At 59.8% G+C, this 17,724-nt stretch carries 15 protein-coding genes; 9 read left to right on the top strand and 6 right to left on the bottom strand.

Annotated features, from left to right (window positions below; genetic code table 11):
* The first annotated feature begins 45 nt into the window (after positions 1-45).
* From AGR7B_RS14725 to AGR7B_RS14700, 6 genes are all read left to right on the top strand, one after another.
* Positions 46-975 carry an ArsR/SmtB family transcription factor gene (locus AGR7B_RS14725; RefSeq protein WP_065656073.1) on the top strand — a complete coding sequence of 310 codons (930 nt, stop codon included), beginning with the start codon at positions 46-48 and terminating at the stop codon, positions 973-975.
* A 122-nt stretch (positions 976-1,097) separates the two neighbouring features.
* Positions 1,098-2,609, top strand: coding sequence for an arabinosylfuranosidase ArfA (gene arfA, locus AGR7B_RS14720; protein ID WP_080854735.1), 1,512 nt, complete (start codon positions 1,098-1,100; stop codon positions 2,607-2,609).
* A 7-nt stretch (positions 2,610-2,616) separates the two neighbouring features.
* The gene (locus tag AGR7B_RS14715) at positions 2,617-3,690 is read left to right on the top strand and encodes an ABC transporter ATP-binding protein (RefSeq protein WP_080820842.1); all 1,074 of its coding nucleotides are present in this window, start codon (positions 2,617-2,619) and stop codon (positions 3,688-3,690) included.
* A gap of 73 nt (positions 3,691-3,763) precedes the next feature.
* Complete coding sequence (locus AGR7B_RS14710; RefSeq protein ID WP_080857159.1) at positions 3,764-5,038, top strand: extracellular solute-binding protein; 1,275 nt, start codon at positions 3,764-3,766, stop codon at positions 5,036-5,038.
* Positions 5,039-5,106: 68 nt separating this feature from the next.
* Positions 5,107-5,991, top strand: coding sequence for a carbohydrate ABC transporter permease (locus AGR7B_RS14705; protein ID WP_059757167.1), 885 nt, complete (start codon positions 5,107-5,109; stop codon positions 5,989-5,991).
* Entirely contained in the window at positions 5,988-6,815 is an 828-nt protein-coding gene (locus AGR7B_RS14700) for a carbohydrate ABC transporter permease (protein WP_065656069.1), read from the top strand. Before AGR7B_RS14705 ends, AGR7B_RS14700 begins: the two co-directional genes overlap by 4 nt.
* 103 nt (positions 6,816-6,918) lie before the next feature.
* Here the strand turns inward: AGR7B_RS14700 and AGR7B_RS14695 are convergent, their stop codons facing one another.
* The 6 genes from AGR7B_RS14695 to AGR7B_RS14670 form a co-directional block, all read right to left on the bottom strand.
* On the bottom strand, positions 6,919-8,244 hold the full coding sequence (locus tag AGR7B_RS14695) for an LLM class flavin-dependent oxidoreductase (protein WP_080857158.1): 1,326 nt from the start codon (positions 8,242-8,244) through the stop codon (positions 6,919-6,921).
* Between the two features lie 406 nt (positions 8,245-8,650).
* On the bottom strand, positions 8,651-9,772 hold the full coding sequence (locus AGR7B_RS14690; RefSeq protein WP_080857157.1) for a sn-glycerol-3-phosphate import ATP-binding protein UgpC: 1,122 nt from the start codon (positions 9,770-9,772) through the stop codon (positions 8,651-8,653).
* A 32-nt stretch (positions 9,773-9,804) separates the two neighbouring features.
* On the bottom strand, positions 9,805-10,689 hold the full coding sequence (locus tag AGR7B_RS14685) for an ABC transporter permease subunit (protein WP_080857156.1): 885 nt from the start codon (positions 10,687-10,689) through the stop codon (positions 9,805-9,807).
* A gap of 7 nt (positions 10,690-10,696) precedes the next feature.
* Positions 10,697-11,587 (bottom strand): carbohydrate ABC transporter permease, encoded by an 891-nt coding sequence (locus tag AGR7B_RS14680; RefSeq protein WP_065656065.1) that lies wholly within the window; start codon positions 11,585-11,587, stop codon positions 10,697-10,699.
* A gap of 82 nt (positions 11,588-11,669) precedes the next feature.
* Positions 11,670-13,013 (bottom strand): extracellular solute-binding protein, encoded by a 1,344-nt coding sequence (locus AGR7B_RS14675; protein WP_080857155.1) that lies wholly within the window; start codon positions 13,011-13,013, stop codon positions 11,670-11,672.
* Positions 13,014-13,275: 262 nt separating this feature from the next.
* Complete coding sequence (locus AGR7B_RS14670) at positions 13,276-13,749, bottom strand: VOC family protein (protein ID WP_080857154.1); 474 nt, start codon at positions 13,747-13,749, stop codon at positions 13,276-13,278.
* Positions 13,750-14,023: 274 nt separating this feature from the next.
* On the opposite strand from AGR7B_RS14670, the gene AGR7B_RS14665 reads away from it, so the two are divergent.
* From AGR7B_RS14665 to AGR7B_RS14650, 3 genes are all read left to right on the top strand, one after another.
* A complete protein-coding gene (locus AGR7B_RS14665) occupies positions 14,024-15,808 on the top strand; it encodes a methyl-accepting chemotaxis protein (RefSeq protein WP_080857153.1) in 1,785 nt (594 codons plus the stop codon).
* 401 nt (positions 15,809-16,209) lie between these two features.
* The gene (locus tag AGR7B_RS14655; protein ID WP_080857152.1) at positions 16,210-17,103 is read left to right on the top strand and encodes a transglycosylase SLT domain-containing protein; all 894 of its coding nucleotides are present in this window, start codon (positions 16,210-16,212) and stop codon (positions 17,101-17,103) included.
* Positions 17,104-17,275: 172 nt separating this feature from the next.
* Positions 17,276-17,689 carry a hypothetical protein gene (locus AGR7B_RS14650; RefSeq protein WP_080857151.1) on the top strand — a complete coding sequence of 138 codons (414 nt, stop codon included), beginning with the start codon at positions 17,276-17,278 and terminating at the stop codon, positions 17,687-17,689.
* Positions 17,690-17,724: the final 35 nt, after the last annotated feature.

Genomic DNA, 17,724 nt, shown 5'->3' with positions numbered 1-17,724 from the left:
AAGCCAGAAATTCTGATCTGGATCGGTAAATCTGAAGATTAGAATATGGCGCCCAATTTCCTCCTCGTTGATGCTGAAAAAGAATTCGATGTCCTGAAAGCGGCGGCGTCGCTGATCCGCGTGCAGATATTGAAGTTGCTGCATGAGGCGAGCGGCCTCAACGTCAACGAAATTGCGCAGAGACTGGAGCTTCCCCAGTCCACCGTTTCCGCCGGCGTGGCCGTTCTCGAGGAAGCGGGGCTGCTGCGAACCGAAACGCGCAAGGCGCGCAAGGGCAACCAGAAAATCTGTTTCGCCACCTGTGACGAACTGATTGTTTCCTTCCGAAAACCCGAGGCGCCGGCCGCATCAAATTACATCGCGGTCGCTATGCCGCTCGGTCTCTACACCCAAAGTTCGGTAACCGCGCCCTGCGGCATTTGCTCGCCGGAGGGCATCATCGGCCTTCTCGATGTGCCCGATACATTCATGGATCCGGACCGCATGAAGGCGGCGCTGCTATGGTTGACCTCCGGCTTCGTGGAATATCAGTTTCCCAATAATGCCAAGATTCAAGGCCGGGAAGTCGAAGAAATCGAGTTTTCGATGGAGGTCAGCTCTGAAGTGCCGGGAACGCACAGCAACTGGCCGTCCGATATTACGCTATCCGTCAACGGCCGGGAAATCGGCGTCTGGACCTCGCCCGGCGACTTCGGCGACAAGCGCGGTGCGTTTACGCCGGACTGGTGGAAGCTCTCCGGTTCCCAATATGGCATGCTCAAGACCTGGCGCATCACCGCGCAGGGAACCTATGTCGACGGAACCCGGATTTCGGATGTGACGCTGGCGGATATCGATCTGACCAGCCACCGTTCCATCCGCCTGCGCATCGAGGTCAAGGCCGATGCAAAACATCCGGGCGGGCTGAATATCTTTGGCCGCGGCTTCGGGAATTACGATCAGGACATCGTTCTGCGCCTGCGCACCGCAGGCTGATCCAGCCAATTTTCAAAAGTATGATTTTCGCGGTTGACAGGCGCGGATTCCCTCGGCAACTATATTATCAAATATGGTTCATATCGTATTTTAAGATATAAATGCGCAGGGAGGAGAGCCTTATGAAAGCGCGGGTTTCAGTCCACCGGGACTTCCGGATTGGGCGTATCGACGATCGTCTTTATTCCGCCTTCATCGAACATATGGGGCGTGCCATCTATGGCGGCATCTATGAGCCCGGCCATCCGCAGGCGGACGCGAACGGCTTTCGCAGGGACGTTCTGAAATTCGTGCAAGACCTGAAAATTCCGGCCATCCGTTATCCCGGCGGCAACTTCGTTTCCGCCTATCGCTGGGAAGACGGCATTGGGCCGCGCGACCAGCGCCCCATTCGTCTCGATCTCGCATGGCGCTCCAGGGAAACCAACCAGATCGGCATCAACGAATTCGCCGACTGGGCGCAGATGGCCGGCATCGAGATGATGCTCGCCGTCAATCTCGGTTCCCGTGGTCTGGATGATGCCCGCAATTTCCTCGAATATGTGAATTTTCCGGGCGGCACCACGCTCAGCGATCTGCGCCGCAGCCACGGCGCGGAAAAGCCCCACGGCGTGAAAATGTGGTGCCTCGGCAACGAAATGGACGGTCCCTGGCAGATCGGTCACAAGACGGCGGTGGAATATGGCCGGCTGGCCAATGAAACCGCCAAGGCCTTCAAGGGTTTCGATCCGACGATTGAGGCGATTGTCTGCGGCAGCTCCAATGACGGCATGCCGACCTATCCCGAATGGGAGCGCGAGGTGCTGGAGGAGTGCTATGAGAATGTCGACCACATCTCGCTGCACAAATATTTCGGCAATAACAGCCGCGACACGCTGAATTATTTCGGCAAGATCGAGGAAACCGGGCGCTATATCCAGACGATCGCCGGCGTCATCGATTACGTGAAGGCCAAGAAGCGCGCCAAGAACGAGGTTTCCATCTGCTTCGACGAATGGAACGTCTGGTATCATATCCGCGAAGAAGACGGCAAACGCATCAAGAGCTGGGACTGGCCGGAAGCGCCTGCACTTCTGGAAGAGACATACAACTTCGAAGATGCGCTTTTTGTCGCCGGTCTGCTCAACGAGTTCATCCGCCGTTCGGACCGCGTGCGCATTGCCTGCATCGCCCAGCTCGTCAATGTCATCGCCCCCATCCGGGCGGAAAAGAACGGGCCTGCATGGCGGCAGACGATCTATTATCCCTATCAGTTCGCTTCGCTTTATGGCCGTGGCGTCGCGCTGAACGTCGCCGTCGATTGCCCGACTTACGATTGCAACGCGGCCGACGACGTCAAATATCTCGATGTTGCCGGTGTTTATGACGAAGCGGAAGGCGTCGTGACGCTGTTCGTGCTCAACCGCCATCTGACAGAAGCGGCGGAGATCGATGTCAGCCTCACCGGCTATTCATCCGCCACTCTCAGCCTGCATCTTGCCATGGCGGGATATGATCTGCGTCTCGGCAACGGCCCGGATCAGCCGGATCGCGTTGTGCCGGTGCCGGGCAGCGGCGTCGCCGTGGAGGACGGGGCGTTGAAGGGTTCGGTGCCGGCGCTGTCCTATCATGTGCTGCGGCTGAAGGTTCAGTGAGGCGGCCATGGGTGTCCGTCTCAACAATGTCGCCAAGTCCTTCGGATCCTTCGCGGCGATCCGGGATGTTTCGATGGAAATTCCAGCCGGCAGCTTCGCGGTCTTCGTGGGGCCTTCCGGCTGCGGAAAATCCACCCTGTTGCGCATGATCGCCGGCCTTGAGGAAACCAGCGGCGGGCGCATCGCCATCGATGAGCGTGATGTCACTGCGGTCGAACCGGCGGATCGCGGGGTTGCGATGGTGTTCCAGAACTATGCGCTCTATCCGCATCTGACGGTGTTCGAGAACATGGCGTTCAGCCTGCGTCTTGCCCGCCGACCGAAGGCGGAAGTGACGGAGAGGGTGGGCGAGGCCGCGCGCATCCTCCAGCTTGAGGAGCATCTGCACAAACGGCCCTCGCAGCTTTCCGGCGGCCAGAGGCAGCGCGTGGCCATCGGCCGCGCCATCGTGCGGCAGCCGAAGGTCTTCCTGTTCGATGAGCCGCTGTCCAATCTGGACGCCGAACTGCGGGTGCAGATGCGGCTGGAACTGACCCGGCTTCACCGCAAGCTGGGCGCGACGATGATCTATGTCACGCATGACCAGGTGGAGGCCATGACGCTTGCGGACAGGATTTTCGTGCTGAAGGGCGGCATCGTGCAGCAGGCGGGGGCGCCGCTTACCCTTTACGACGATCCGGACAACCGCTTCGTGGCCGGTTTTATCGGATCGCCCGCGATGAATTTCCTGCGGGCCGATATCGTCTCCCAGGCGGATGGCATCGTGACGCTCGCGCCCGAGGGCGGGGCGGGGCATCTCAGGGCCCGGCTTGCCCAGTCCGTTTCCCCCGGCCAGCGGGTCGAGATCGGAATTCGGCCGGAGCATCTGACGATTGCGGAACAGGGCGCCCTGCCGGTCGTCGTCGAGGTCGCGGAAGAGCTTGGCGATCTTTCCTACCTCTATACCCGCACCGGAGCCGGGAAAGAAATCATCGTGCAGCGGCAGGGCACGCGGGAAAGGCTGGATGGCCGGTCGGTATCGCTTACCGCCTCGCCCGACCATGTCCTTGTCTTCGACGATGACGGCAGACGGTTGCGATAGGCGCGAGGAGGCGTCTTTCGAAACAGCAAACCATCCCTCAACGGGATGTTCGATCAAACGGGAGGAGTGAACGATGCGACTGATCAAGACATTGCTTGTTGGTGCGGCTCTGGGTCTCAGCGCCCTGCCGGCTCTCGCGAAGCAGGATATCGTCTGGTGGGACTTTCTGTCGGGCGGTGACGGCGTGCGCATGAAGGCGTTGATCGATGCCTTCAACAAGGAACACCCCGACATCCAGATCAAGGGAACGACGCTCGAATGGGGCGTACCCTTTTATACCAAGGTGCGCACGGCCTCTGCGGTGGGTGAGGGGCCGGATATCATGACCTATCACCTGTCACGCGCGCCGCTTGGCCTTGAAGAAAAAGTGCTGAGCGAAATCACCGAAAAGGATCTCGAGGATGCGGGGCTGAAGGCTGGAGACTTCTTCAGCGCACCCGTGGATGCGGCCACCCAGAACGGCAAACTCTACGCCGTGCCCTTCGATATCCACGCGCTTGTCCTTTATTACAACGCCGATCTTCTCAAAGGCTCGCCCTATCTCGACGCCGAGGGCAAGCTGACCGGCATCAAGACGATCGAGGATTTCGAGAAGGCGCTGGCCTGGGCGAAGGACAATGGCGTTGAGACGCCGATCACCTATCAATCGGGTGGCGAAGGCGGGGTGTGGCGCGTCTTTTATACGCTGCTGTCGCAACAGGGCGGCGAACTCGTCACTGAAAAAGAGGTTCTGGCCGGCGACAATGCCGAAAAGGCGGCAAAGGCCATCGAGACCATGTCCAGATGGCGGGAAAACGGCTGGGCCCCGGAACAGGCGGAATATGAAGCCTCGGTGGCGTTGTTTTCCGCCGGCAAATCCGCGTTCCAGCTGAACGGCGTCTGGGAAGTTCCGACCTACAAGGATCTGGAAAAGAACGGCAAGCTCGGCTTCAAATGGAGTGCGGTGGAAGTGCCGCCGCTGATGGGCAAGCGCGCCACCTGGGCGGATTCCCATGCTTTCGCCATTCCGAATGAAGGCGATAAAACGGTCTCCGGCGAAAAACGCGCTGCGGTAATGAAGGTGATCGGCTGGATGGAAAAACACGCCATCAGCTGGGCCGATGCCGGGCATATTCCGGCTTACAAGTCCATCACCGAAAGCAGCGAATACAAGGCGATGCAGCCGAATGCCACCTATGCCTCGCTGGCGGAAGCGGCGGTGTTCGATCCGAAGACCACCATAACCGGGGTCGCTTCGCCCGCCTATGACGCCGCTCTCAACGTCATCGCCCCTGCCATTCAGGGTTTCATGAGCAGCACCGACGCCGTGGAGCAGATCAAGGATGAGCTGCAGGGCAAGCTCAAGTAATCGACAGCCTGCCCTCCGGTTTGAGGCCGCAGGGCAGGCTGCAATGCGCAAGCTCCCGGAGACATTCCATGGCAATGATTGAAAACCGGCGCAAGAAATCGCTGATCGCGCTGTCGATGGTGACGCCGTTCGTTCTGGTCTTCACCACCTTCTTTCTTTATCCGCTGATAGAGATGGTGCGCATGAGCTTCACCGATGCGCCGCTGATCGGTGAGGGAAACTGGGTCGGTCTGGAGAATTACGCGAAGCTGCTGGGCGACCGCCTGTTCGTCACCTCGCTCAAGAACAACGGTTATTTTGTGCTTCTGACCGTCGTGCCCACGACCGCCATCGCCCTGATGATCGCTCTCGCCATCAGCCGCCTTTCGGGCGTGAAGCAGACGATTGCCATGAGCCTGTTTTTCCTGCCCTATGTGTTGCCGGTTTCGGTCGTCACCGAAATCTGGGCGTGGATGCTCGATCTGCAGTTCGGCATTCTCCAGCCGGTCATATCGCTGCTGGCGGGCAAACCCGTCGCCGTTTTCAAGAACCCCTACTGGGTCATGCCGATGGTCGCCGTCGTCACCATCTGGTGGACGAACGGCTTCAATGTGCTGCTCTTCATTGCCGGGTTGCGGAACATACCGGCCGAGCTTTATGAGGCGGCCGCTCTGGATGGCGCGACGACCTGGCAGCGCTTCCGCCGCGTCACCTGGCCGCTTCTGTGGCCGGTCACTGCGCTGGTGCTGACGCTGCAACTGATCCTGCAGCTGAAGATATTCGACCAGATCTATCTCTTAAGCGGCGGCGGGCCGTTCAATTCCAGCTTCGTTCTGCTTCTCAAGGTCTATCGCGAGGCCTTCCAGATGAACAATGGCGGTTATGCGTCTGCCGTCGCGACGGTGCTTTTCCTGCTGATCGTCATCGTTTCCGTTTTCCAGTTCCAGCTGCTGCGCATCCGGAGGAATTCATGAGCCCGATGAGAAAATTCGAGAACCTCGTTCTGACGCTGCTGACTTTTTCGGCGGCCCTCGTCTGGATTTTTCCGCTCTACTGGAGCTTCGTCACCTCGCTTCGCGCCGATGAGAACGTTGCCGGCAACATGTCGCTTTTGCCGGACGAGTTTCGCCTCGGCGCTTATTTCAATGCGATATTCAATACCCGGCTGATGACCTGGTATGTGAACTCCATCGGCGTCGCCGTCATCGTCACAATTTCGGTGCTGTTCATTTCCATGCTCTGCGCCTATGCGCTGTCGCAGATACGCTTTCCGGGCAGGCGGTTGCTTTATGGCATCGTGCTGGCGAGCTTCATGGTGCCGGCGCAAACGCTGGTCGTCACCCAGTTCATCCTGATGAAGAACCTCAACCTGATCAACACCTGGGCTGGCATCATCCTGCCGCAGTTGATCACGCCCATCGTCATCATCGTCTACAAGCAGTTTTTCGACAGCGTGCCGAAGGAGATGCGTGAAGCGGTGGTGCTGGATGGCGGCGGTGAATACACGATCCTGTTCCGGGTCTATCTGCCGCTCAACTGGGGCATCACGACCGCCATGGCAATCGTGACCTTCATTACGGTATGGAACGCCTTCTTCTGGCCCTTCCTCGTGGTCACTTCCGAAAACATGATGACGATCCCGGTCGGGATCACCCAAGTCAACGACGCTTTCGGCGTCGCCTATGCGCGGCTGATGGCCGTCGCCATGCTGGCGGCCCTGCCGGTCATCATCGCCTATGTCATCTTCCAGCGGCGCGTGACGGAGGCGATCATGATTTCGTCGGGTGTGAAGGGGTGAGTGGGCATTGTGCAGGGCGGTCAGTACCTCGTTCTTGAGACTGGAGAGCTGTGGCGCGAAAAATCTGCCTACCGGGAGCGCAATCGGCGCGACGGCGCTTTATTCAGGTGAAAAAACGATTGGCTGGTCGTTGCAGGCCGAGATGGTCGCGCAATGTCGGCCCCTCATAGTCCCTGCGGAACAGCCCGCGCCTTTGCAGTTCCGGCACCACCTTCGTCGTGAAGTCGTCGAGGCCGGCAGGCAGGAAAGGGAAGGTGATATTGAAACCGTCCGAACCCTCTTCATGGAGCCATTGCTCCATCTCGTCGGCGATGGTCTTTGGCGTACCGACGAAGGCAAGACCCGCATAACCGCCCAGCCGCTGGGCAAGCTGACGCACCGTCAGGCCCTCGCTTCGGGCAAGCTCGATCACCCTTTCGCGGCTGGATTTGCTGGCGTTCGTTTCCGGAATATCAGGCAGGGGGGCGTCGGGATCGAAGCCGGAAACATCGTGGCCGAGCGCAATCGAAAGCGAGGCGATTGCGCTGTCATAATGGACGAGACTGTCGAGCCGGGCGCGTTTGGCCTTCGCCTCTTCGACGCTGTCGCCGACGAGAACGAAAGCGCCCGGCAGGATGACAATTCCGTCGCGTGAACGGCCAGCGGCGACGGTCCTGTCCTTGACGTCCTTATAAAACGCCTTGCCCGCCGCAAGCGTGGGTGTTGCGGCAAAAACCACCTCTGCCGTCTCGGCGGCAAGCTGGCGTCCCGGCTCGGAAGCTCCGGCCTGCACGATGACGGGCCAACCCTGCACTGGACGCGCGATATTGAGCGGCCCGCGCACGGAAAATTCAGGTCCCTTGTGGTCCAGCACATGCATCTTTTCGGGATCGAAGAACAGCCCGCTATCGACATGCCGGATAAAAGCGTCGTCGGAAAAGGAATCCCAGAGACCGGTGACGACATCGTAAAATTCCCGCGCGCGGCCATAGCGCTCGGCATGATCCGGCTGTTCCTCGCGGCCGAAGTTCCGGGCCGCGTCGGGATTTGACGTGGTGACGATGTTCCAGCCGGCGCGACCGTTGCTGAGGTGATCGAGCGAGGCGAAACGCCGGGCGACGTGATATGGCTCATCGAAGGTGGTGGAGGCGGTGGCGACCAGCCCGATGCGGGAGGTGACGGCGGCGAGCGCTGAAAGCAGGGTGAAGGGCTCGAAGGAGGTGACGGTGTGGCTGCGGCGCAGCGCCTCGGTGGGCATGTTCAGCACCGCCAGATGATCGGCCATGAAGAATGCATCGAACTTCGCGGCCTCGAGCTGTTGCGCGAAGCGCGCCAGATGGGCGAAATTGAAATTCGCATCCGGGAAGGCGCCCGGATAACGCCATGCGCCCGTGTGGAGACTGACGGGCCGCATGAAGGCGCCGAGATGCAGTTTGCGATCATTTGCCATTGGGCTTCACTTTCGTCGATGTTTTGGCTTGCGCGGCGCGTTTGCCGCAGGCAGGCCTTTGCTCGTCGCGACGATATCCCCGCCGGGGGATTGGCGCGGCAAAGACTATTCCGATTATGATTTCGGTACCGAAAGATTTTTGCTGAAATTCTGCATCTGGCGATGAGCCTGTGGCGGTAGCCGCTCGGCCATCTTTGAAGTGCAACGGCGGAGTGGCCACGGCAAGACAGTTGACGGTGGATGCTTTCGCTGTCAAATTTCCATGAAGAAATATATAATATTCAATATATTAAATAGGTTTTCTGATGTGATTTATCCGACTTGATCAGTCATTCGACACCATCGCTTCCGGAGCCGGTGCGGGTGGACTATATCCGAAACCGCACCGGAGGCATCTTACGCGGGCCTAAACCGCCAGCAGTTTCTCGTTGCCGATGCGGGTGGTTTCGACGGCGCCCTCGGTTTCGATCCGTTTTCCCGTGGCCGGATCGAAGAAATGAAGGTGGGCGGCGGGGAGATCGAGGTGGATGCGCTGGCCGGGTTTTACCGAAAGGTCCTCACCGATGGCGGCGGAGAAGGTCTCGCCGGCGATATCGGCATGGACGATGCGGCCCGAGCCCGGTTCTTCGACAAAATCCACGACTGCCGGCACGCCGGCGCCATCCGTGCTGACCACGCACTGTTCCGGGCGGACGCCGACGGTTACGTCGCGGCCGCGCAGTTCCAGCGCGGTTTCGGGGAAGAGCTTTATGGGCGTGCCATGCAGCATCACGGCGGGGGATTCTACCTCCACCCTCGTGTTGAACAGGTTCATGGCAGGCGAGCCGATGAAAGAGGCAACGAAGGTGCTGGCCGGGCGGTGATAGATATCCAGCGGATGGCCGACCTGCTCGACATTGCCCCTGTTCATCACCACCAGCCGGTCGGCCAGCGTCATGGCCTCCACCTGATCGTGGGTGACGAAGATGGAGGTGGCGGAGAGGCGCTGGTGCAGCTTGCGGATTTCCGCGCGCATGGTCACGCGCAGCTTGGCGTCGAGGTTGGAGAGCGGCTCGTCGAAGAGAAACACCGCAGGTTCGCGGATGATGGCGCGGGCCATGGCGACGCGCTGGCGCTGGCCGCCGGAAAGGGCCGCGGGCTTGCGCTCAAGATAATCGGAAAGGCCGACGATCTTTGCGGTCTCCTCGATGCGGCGCTGGCGTTCGACCTTCGGAACGCCGGCGACCTTCAGCGCATAGCCGATATTGCCGGCCACCGACATATGCGGATAAAGCGCGTAGTTCTGGAAGACCATGGCGCAGCCGCGCTCGCGCGGTTCCAGCGTGTTGACCACCCGCCCGCCAATAGCGATCTCGCCGGAGGTGATGTCCTCCAGACCGGCGATCATGCGCAGGAGCGTGGATTTGCCGCAGCCCGATGGGCCGAGGATGACGACGAATTCGCCGGAGTCGAAGGTGAGGTCCACGCCGTGCAGGGTGGGCGTCTTGCCATAGGATTTGCGGACCTGACGGATATCGATCTGAGCCATGATGGGAAACCTTGTTGTTGAAAGCCGCGCTGTTACTTGTCGGACGATACGAGGCCGCGGACGAACCAGCGTTGCAGGAAGGCCACGACGAGAAGCGGCGGCAGGATGATGATGAGGGAACCGGCCAGCGTGACGTTCCAGTCCGGCGTGCCGTCATCGGCGGGCAGAAGCGCGCGCAGCGACATCATCACCGTCTTGTAGGACGGATCGGTGATCATCAGCAGCGGCCACAGATACTGGTTCCAGGCGTAAACGAACATGATGGTGGTGAGCGCCAGCATGTTGGTGCGCGACAGCGGCAGCAGCATGTCCACGAAGAAACGCGCCGCACCCGAACCGTCCATGCGCGCGGCCTCCGCCAGCTCGTCCGGGATCGTCATGAAGAACTGCCGGTAGAGAAAAGTGCCGGTGGCGGTGGCGATCAGCGGCAGGGTGAGGCCGGCATAGGAGTTCAGCAGGTTCCATTCCAAGGTGACCTCGATGCCGAACAGGCCGAGGATGGAGCGGAACGGCTGGAAAAGATCGGCGGCGACCGAATAGGTCGGCACCACGCGCACTTCGAGCGGCAGCATCAGGGTGATGAACACCGTCCAGAAGAACAGATGCCTGAGCGGTGAGCGGAAGAACACGATGGCGAAGGCGGTGAAGGCCGAGAGGGCCACCTTGCCGACGGTCACCAGCGTCGCCATGATGATACTGTTGAGGAGGGCGTTGCCAAGATTGGCGCGTTGCCAGGCCGCCTGCGCATTGGTGAAGAATTCGCCCTGCGGCATGAAGCTGAAGGGGACGCTGTTGACCTGCTGGACCGTCTGGCTGGCGCCTGAGATGACGACGATGAAAGGGCCGATGAGCAGGACGAAGCCGGCCACCATGATCGCATAGGTCAGGGCGTCGGCATAGGGTGTGCGCTGGATCATCGCCGCCTCACTTGTAATGGACTTGCCGCTCGACGAAGCGGAACTGGATGAAGGTGAAGACCATGATGAGGCCGATGAGGACGAGGCTCTGGGCAGAGGCGCCGGAATAGTTCAGCCCCTCGAAGGCCTCGCTGACGATGCGGTAGACCATCACTTCGGTGGCGTGGTTGGGGCCGCCCTCGGTGGTGGAGGCGACGATGCCGAACGTATCGGCGCCGACGAAACCCTCGGTCATCATGATGACGGTGAGGAAGAACAGGGTGGGTGCAAGCAGCGGCACCTGAATGTCGATGGCACGGCGAATGGGCCCGGAACCGTCCATGGCGGCGGCCTCGGTCAGCGAACGCGGCACGGATTGCAGGCCGGCGAACAGGAAGATGAAGGTGTAACCCGCCCATTTCCAGATGAAGATGACGATGACGAGGATGAGCGCGTGCTCGCCATATTTGGCCGGGTTCCAGATATCGGGCCACCAGGCATTCAGCGATGCGGCGATGCCGCGTTCCGGCGACAGGATGAAGCGGAAGGCCATGCCGGCGGCGGGACCGGCAATCGCATAGGGCAGGATATAAAGCACCCGGAAAAAGCCGGAGCCGGGAAGCTGGCGATCGACCGCAAGGGCGAGCACAAGGCCGATGAGGATCGCGAAAAACGGCCCGGCGACCGCAAAGATCAGGCTGGTGAGGATCGACTGCCAATAGAGCGGATCGCCGAAGGTTTCGATGAAATTGGCTAAACCGACAAATTCCGCCTGGCCGCCGAAGGGCGGCTCCAGGGTGAATGCCCAGTTCAGCACCGCCGCAACCGGCCAATAGAAGAACAGAAGGATAAGCAGAAACTGCGGCAGGGCGAAGAGCACAGGCAGCCATGTGCTTTTGAAGACGGTACGCTTTTCCATTGGTGTCCGGCAGAGTTCGAGATTTCGGCGGGCCCGCCCGAACGACTGTCCGGACAGGCCTTTGACGGCGAGGAAAGAACGCTTAGTTCAGCTTGGCGCCTTCATAGGTCTTTTCGAAGCGGCGCAATCCGGTATTGGCGCGCTCGACGGCCTTGTCGAGTTCAGCCTGGATATCGGCGTTCTGCATGAAGATGGCTTCGAGCGAGGTGGCGACTTCCTTGCGGATCTGCGTGAAACCGCCGAGGCGGATACCGCGGGTATATTCGGAAGGCGGCGTAAAGGTCAGGCTCTCGATGGCCTTTTCGCGGCCCTTATAGGGGGCCTTGTCGTAAAAACCGTTGGCCTTCATGGCGTCGAAGCCGGTCTTGGTGACCGGGATGTAACCGGTAACGGTCGACCACCACTCAACCATTTCGGGCTGGGCGATGAAGTTCAGGAATGCGGCAGCGCCCTTGTATTCGGCTTCCGGACGACCGGCCATGACCCACAGCGAAGCGCCGCCGACCAGCGAGTTGTGGCGTTCGGTGCCCTTCCAGATCGGCAGCATGGCGACGTCCCACTTCACGCCTTCCGGCATGGACTTGCCGACGGTGCCGTGGTTGGCGATGGAAGTCATGAACATCTGGCAGGTCTGCGAGGTGAAGGCCGGCAGGATATCCATGCCGAGCTGCTTGGTCTTGACGACGAACAGCTTCTCGTCCTGCATCTTCTTGAAGAATTTCACGTGGTCGACGAACTTGGTCTTGTTGATCGCAAGTTCCGCGTCCAGACCCTGATAACCGTTGGCCTTGGTGGCGATCGGCTGGTTGTGGATGGCGGAGAACTGCTCCATCAGCATCCATGTGTCGAAGTTAAAGGCGAGCGGGCATTCGAAACCGGCGGCTTTCAGCTTCTTGGAAGCTTCTTCGACCTGTTCCCATGTGTCGGGCTTGAAGGTGATGCCGGCTTTTTCGAAAGCGTCGACATTGTAATAGAACATCGCGGTCGAAGAATTATAGGGGAAGGAGTTCAATTCACCCGAAGCCGTGGCGTAATAATTGGCGATGCCGGGGAAATAATTGTTCCAGTCGATCTTGTAGCCATTGTCGGCCATCAGCTTCTTGGCGGGAACGAAAGCCTTGGACAGCATCATGTCCAGCGTGCCGGCGTCATAAATCTGGGTGATGGCGGGCTGCTTCTTGGCGCGATAGGCGGCAATGGTGTTCTGCAGGGTGGATTCGTAATCGTTCTGCGAGGTGCAGACGATCTCGAATTCGGCCTGGGAGTCGTTGAACTTCTTGCAGGTGTCCTGCACGCGGTCGCCGAGATCGCCGGAAAGACCGTACCAGAATTCGAACTTGGTCTTTTCTGCCTGGGCGGCGGTGGCGCCGAAGGCGGCGGCGATGGCGACGCCGGCCACGAAGGAAGTCAGAGCGGAAGATTTCATGAGTTGAGCCCCGTTGCTGGAATGATGGCCTGCTCGGCAAGGACTTCACGTCCCCGGCACGAAGCCACGGAGGCTCTGCTAACAGCCGTCTTTGACGGATGGCTTACAGTTTGTTGAACGTTTTATGATGACTGGCCGCGCAGCCCATTCTGCGCGGCGAAAAATGGGCGACAAATACGAAAAACCGGAATTTAAGCTGATTTATCAGTGGCTTCCGGTTTTTGGCCTGCCTCGCTACTTGCTGCTGAACAGCTTTCGCCAGTCAACCGCGACGTGCAGCCTCGATGGCGGCGACGTCGATTTTCTTCATGTCCATCATCGCGTCGAAGGCGCGTTTGGCCTCCGCGCCGCCGGCGGCCATGGCTTCCATCAGCACGCGCGGCGTGATCTGCCAGGAAACGCCCCATTTGTCCTTGCACCAGCCGCAGGCGCTTTCCTGCCCGCCATTGCCGACGATGGCGTTCCAGTAACGGTCGGTTTCTTCCTGGTCTTCGGTCGATATCTGGAACGAGAAAGCCTCGCTCTGCTTGAAGACCGGCCCGCCATTGAGGCCGATGCAGGAAACGCCTGCCACGGTGAACTGCACCGTCAGCACATTTCCCTTTTTGCCGGAAGGATAGTCGCTCGGCGCATGGTGAACGCCGGTTACCGCACTATCCGGAAAGGTTTCGGCATAAAATCTGGCCGCAGCCTCGGCATCCTTGTCGTACCAGATACAGATCGTGTTCTTTTCCATTTGTGTGCTCCTCCCAAATTGAAATCGTCGTAGCGCCGGCGCGGAAATTCGCCGGCCATTGCCGGTTCCCCATTCGGTATAGAATGCGAGCATGCGCCGAACGTTCCCAAAAAAAGGCGGCGAGAAAAAAGCCGGCAGGCAACACATTGCCACGGTATTTGCAACTTCAAATGATGAACATCAACTTTATCCTTAAATATTATTTAAGAATGTAATCATAATATTCACGAATGATTTTGAATAGGAATCATCCCTTTCCATCGGAGAAACGCGCGTGAGTATTCTTGATCGTGGTGCCAATGCTTTTGCGGTTCTCGCCGCGCTTTCCAAATCCCAGGCCATCATTGAATTCGACCTTTCGGGAAAAATTCTCAACGCCAACGAAAATTTCTGTCGGGCGCTCGGTTATGAGCTATCGGAAATCGTCGGCAGGCACCACAGCATGTTCGTGGAGCCGGCGGTCGTGTCCTCGCAGGATTACAAGGCCTTCTGGTCCAAGCTCTCGGCCGGCCAGTTCGATCAGCGGCAATATAAGCGCATCGGCAAGGGCGGCCGGGAAGTCTGGATCGAGGCGTCCTACAATCCGGTGTTTCGTCGCGGCAAGCCGGTGAAGGTGGTCAAGATCGCCACCGATATTACCGACCGCAAGCTGAAGGCGGCGGAAGATGCGGGCAAGATCGACGCCCTGTCACGGGCGCAGGCCATCATCGAATTCTCCCCGAATGGCGAGGTTTTGACCGCAAACGAGAATTTTCTGGCCGCGCTCGGTTATTCGCTGGCGGAAGTGCAGGGCAGGCATCATTCCATGTTCTGCGAACCCGCCTATACGCAGTCGTCGCAATATAAGCAGTTCTGGGAAAGGCTGGCCGGCGGCGATCTCGTGGCGGATGAGTTCATGCGGCTTGGCAAGGGCGGCCGCAAGGTCTTCATTCAGGCGTCCTATAACCCGATCTTCGATCTCAACGGCAAGGTGTTCAAGGTCGTCAAATTCGCGACCGACGTGACTGGCCGCGTCGAAAACGTCGAAAAGCTGGCGCAATGTCTCACCGATCTGGCCGAGGGCGATCTTGCCCAGAGCATCGACAAACCCTTCATCCCCTCGCTTGAAAGATTGCGCACGGATTTCAACGCGGCTTCGGAAAAGCTGAAAAGGGCCATGACGCTGGTGTCTGAAAATGCCGGAGCCATTTCGTCCGGTTCCAACGAGATCAGGTCCGCTGCCGACGATCTCGCCAGACGCACGGAGCAGCAGGCCGCCTCCATCGAGGAAACGGCAGCCGCGCTCGAAGAAATCACCACCGCCGTCAACGATTCGAGCCGCCGCGCCGAAGAGGCCGGCAAGATCGTCGCCCGTGCCCGTGACCATGCGGAACATTCGGGCCAGGTGGTGCGCGATGCGATCGGCGCCATGGACCAGATCGAAAAATCATCGCGCGAGATTTCCAACATTATCGGCGTGATCGACGAAATCGCCTTCCAGACCAATCTTCTGGCATTGAATGCAGGCGTGGAAGCCGCGCGCGCGGGTGAGGCGGGCAAAGGTTTTGCCGTGGTTGCGCAGGAGGTTCGCGAACTCGCGCAGCGTTCCGCAACGGCCGCCAAGGAAATCAAGAGCCTGATCAATGCCTCCGGCGCGCAGGTGGAAAACGGCGTTGGCCTCGTCACCCGGGCGGGTTCGGCCCTGCAGGAAATCGCCGAGCAGGTGCGGGATATCAACACCAATGTCGTGGCGATTGTCGATGCCGCGCGCGAACAGTCCACGGCGCTTGCGGAAATCAATCAGGCGGTCAACACCGTCGATCAGGGCACCCAGCAGAACGCCGCCATGGTCGAGGAACAGACCGCCGCAAGCCACAGCCTTGCGCGGGAAGCGGCGGCCCTGTTCGAACTTCTCGGGCAATTCCGGTTCGAGGACATGGCCCGATCCTCCGCCTCAGCGCGCAGCGGCTTCGAGCAGCAATCCGCGCCGGTGAGCTCGCATCGCAGCGCACCCCGCCCGCTTGCGGCGCGCGGTTCCGCCGCGGTTGCCGTCAAGCTTGAGGAGTGGCAGGACTTTTAGGGTGAGGCCTCAACGGCTCTGAAGCCGGTGGTGAGCCTACATTCTCTCATCATCGGCCCCTGTGCCACTTTCGTCCGGTTTAAATGCCGGACGGTCCCCAGTACCCGTTAAAGTCAGCCGCTGAGTATCAACACTCTCTCGGCGTCATCCTCGGCCCTGTGCCGAGGATCTGATCACGTCGAATAAAATCAATACGTTGCAGATCCTCGGGACAGGCCCGAGGATGACGTCGGCGTGATTGGCTCGACTTGCCTTCCCATCCGATCACGCCAGTCCATTCGGTGTTCGATACGTGATGACAAGCCGGAAAGCTGGGCATATCTTCCGAATTGGCCGATAATCGGCACATCGCGTCTGGAATTTTCGGGGACTTTCGCTTGGCAGGGATATCGACAAGCCGCATGGCTCTTGCCCTGTGTCTGCTGACCGCAGCCTTCGGCGCGGCGCAAGCCGAAGAGCCCGCCGGGGAAAAAGCCGACTGCGCGTATAGCCATGATGTCGCGCCGGACCTGTGCATCCATGCAGGCAGTTACAATAATGATCTTTGCCATGCCATTGAGGTGCTCGCCGCCCGCCATGCCGTTCCGCCGGATTATTTCGCCCGGCTGATCTGGCGGGAAAGCCTGTTCCGGCCCAATGCGGTCAGTCCGAAGGGGGCGGAGGGCATCGCCCAGTTCATGCCGGGAACGGCCCGGTTGCGCGGTCTCGAAGACAGTTTCAACATCATCGCCGCGCTTGAGGCGTCTTCCCGATATCTCTCCGAATTGAACGTGCAGTTCGGCAATTTCGGCCTTGCCGCCGCAGCTTACAATGCGGGGGAGGCGGGCTTGCGGAACTTCATCGCCAACGGCCGCCTGCCCACCGAAACCCGCGATTATGTGTTTGCGATAACCGGTTATCCGGTGGAGACATGGAAGGACAATCCGCCGGAAAAGGCGGCGCCGGCGCTGGATGACAACCGTTCCTTCCTCGATGCCTGCGTGCGTCTCGCCGACACCCGCACCATGAACGATCCCGTTCTCATTGCATCGGCCGACTGGGCGCCATGGGGCGTGCAGCTTGCGGCGCATTATAATCCGTCCGTGGCGAACCGGCTTTTCACCCGGGCGATCCTGCAGCTTTCGGACCCGCTGAATGCCGAGCGGGCTTTGATCGTGCGGCAGCGGGGCGGAAATTTCGGTTCGCGGCCGCGTTATGCCGCCCGCATCGGCCGGGAAACCAGAGCCGAAGCCAATGCGCTTTGTGGCGATATCCGGCGGGCGGGCGTTCCTTGCACCGTGTTCCGCAACAGGTAAAAACGGCGCGCGCCGAACCGGTAAATCGTCCTTTCGCGACAGGGCTGATCATAACAAGTTGATCGGCTTTGCGGCCGTTCCATCTTTCCGTGCAAAAGGATCGTTCCTAGATTTGCCCCGGACGCCGGCCGAGAGCCGGGGCCGGTGACGTTTTGTAGGGAATGACCTGGAAATGAGATGGCTTGAAAGAGGATGTCTGGCGGCCGTGCTGGTCGTCGTTACGGCGTGCACCAGCGCCGGCGAGACGGAGATTTCCCGCACTGTCGCCGGTTTCGTCGGGCAACCGCGCGAGGCCGCAGTCGCCCGACTCGGCCGTCCGAACAAGGTCATCATCGAAAACGGCGAAACCGAATCCTACTGGCTGAAAGTCGATAGGGAGACCTATGCCGGTCTCAGCAACAGGCGCGAAGTCAAGACCGTAGACGGGCAGGCGCAGGTCTCGGAAACCGAGGGCATGAAGATCAAGGAGCATCGCCGCGACTGCATCATCAAGATAACCGCAGATGCCGCCTCCATCGTCAGGACGAGCGAGATCATCGGCAATCCGGCCAATTGCGAGAACCTTCTCGACAGCCAGGCCTCCTGAGGAACTGCTGTCGCGGCCGCTCCGCTTGCCGAATC

It is taken from the genome of Agrobacterium deltaense RV3 (assembly GCF_900013505.1).
In the GTDB taxonomy this organism is placed as follows: Bacteria; Pseudomonadota; Alphaproteobacteria; order Rhizobiales; family Rhizobiaceae; genus Agrobacterium; species Agrobacterium leguminum.
This window is presented reverse-complemented; position numbering and strand designations above follow the sequence as displayed.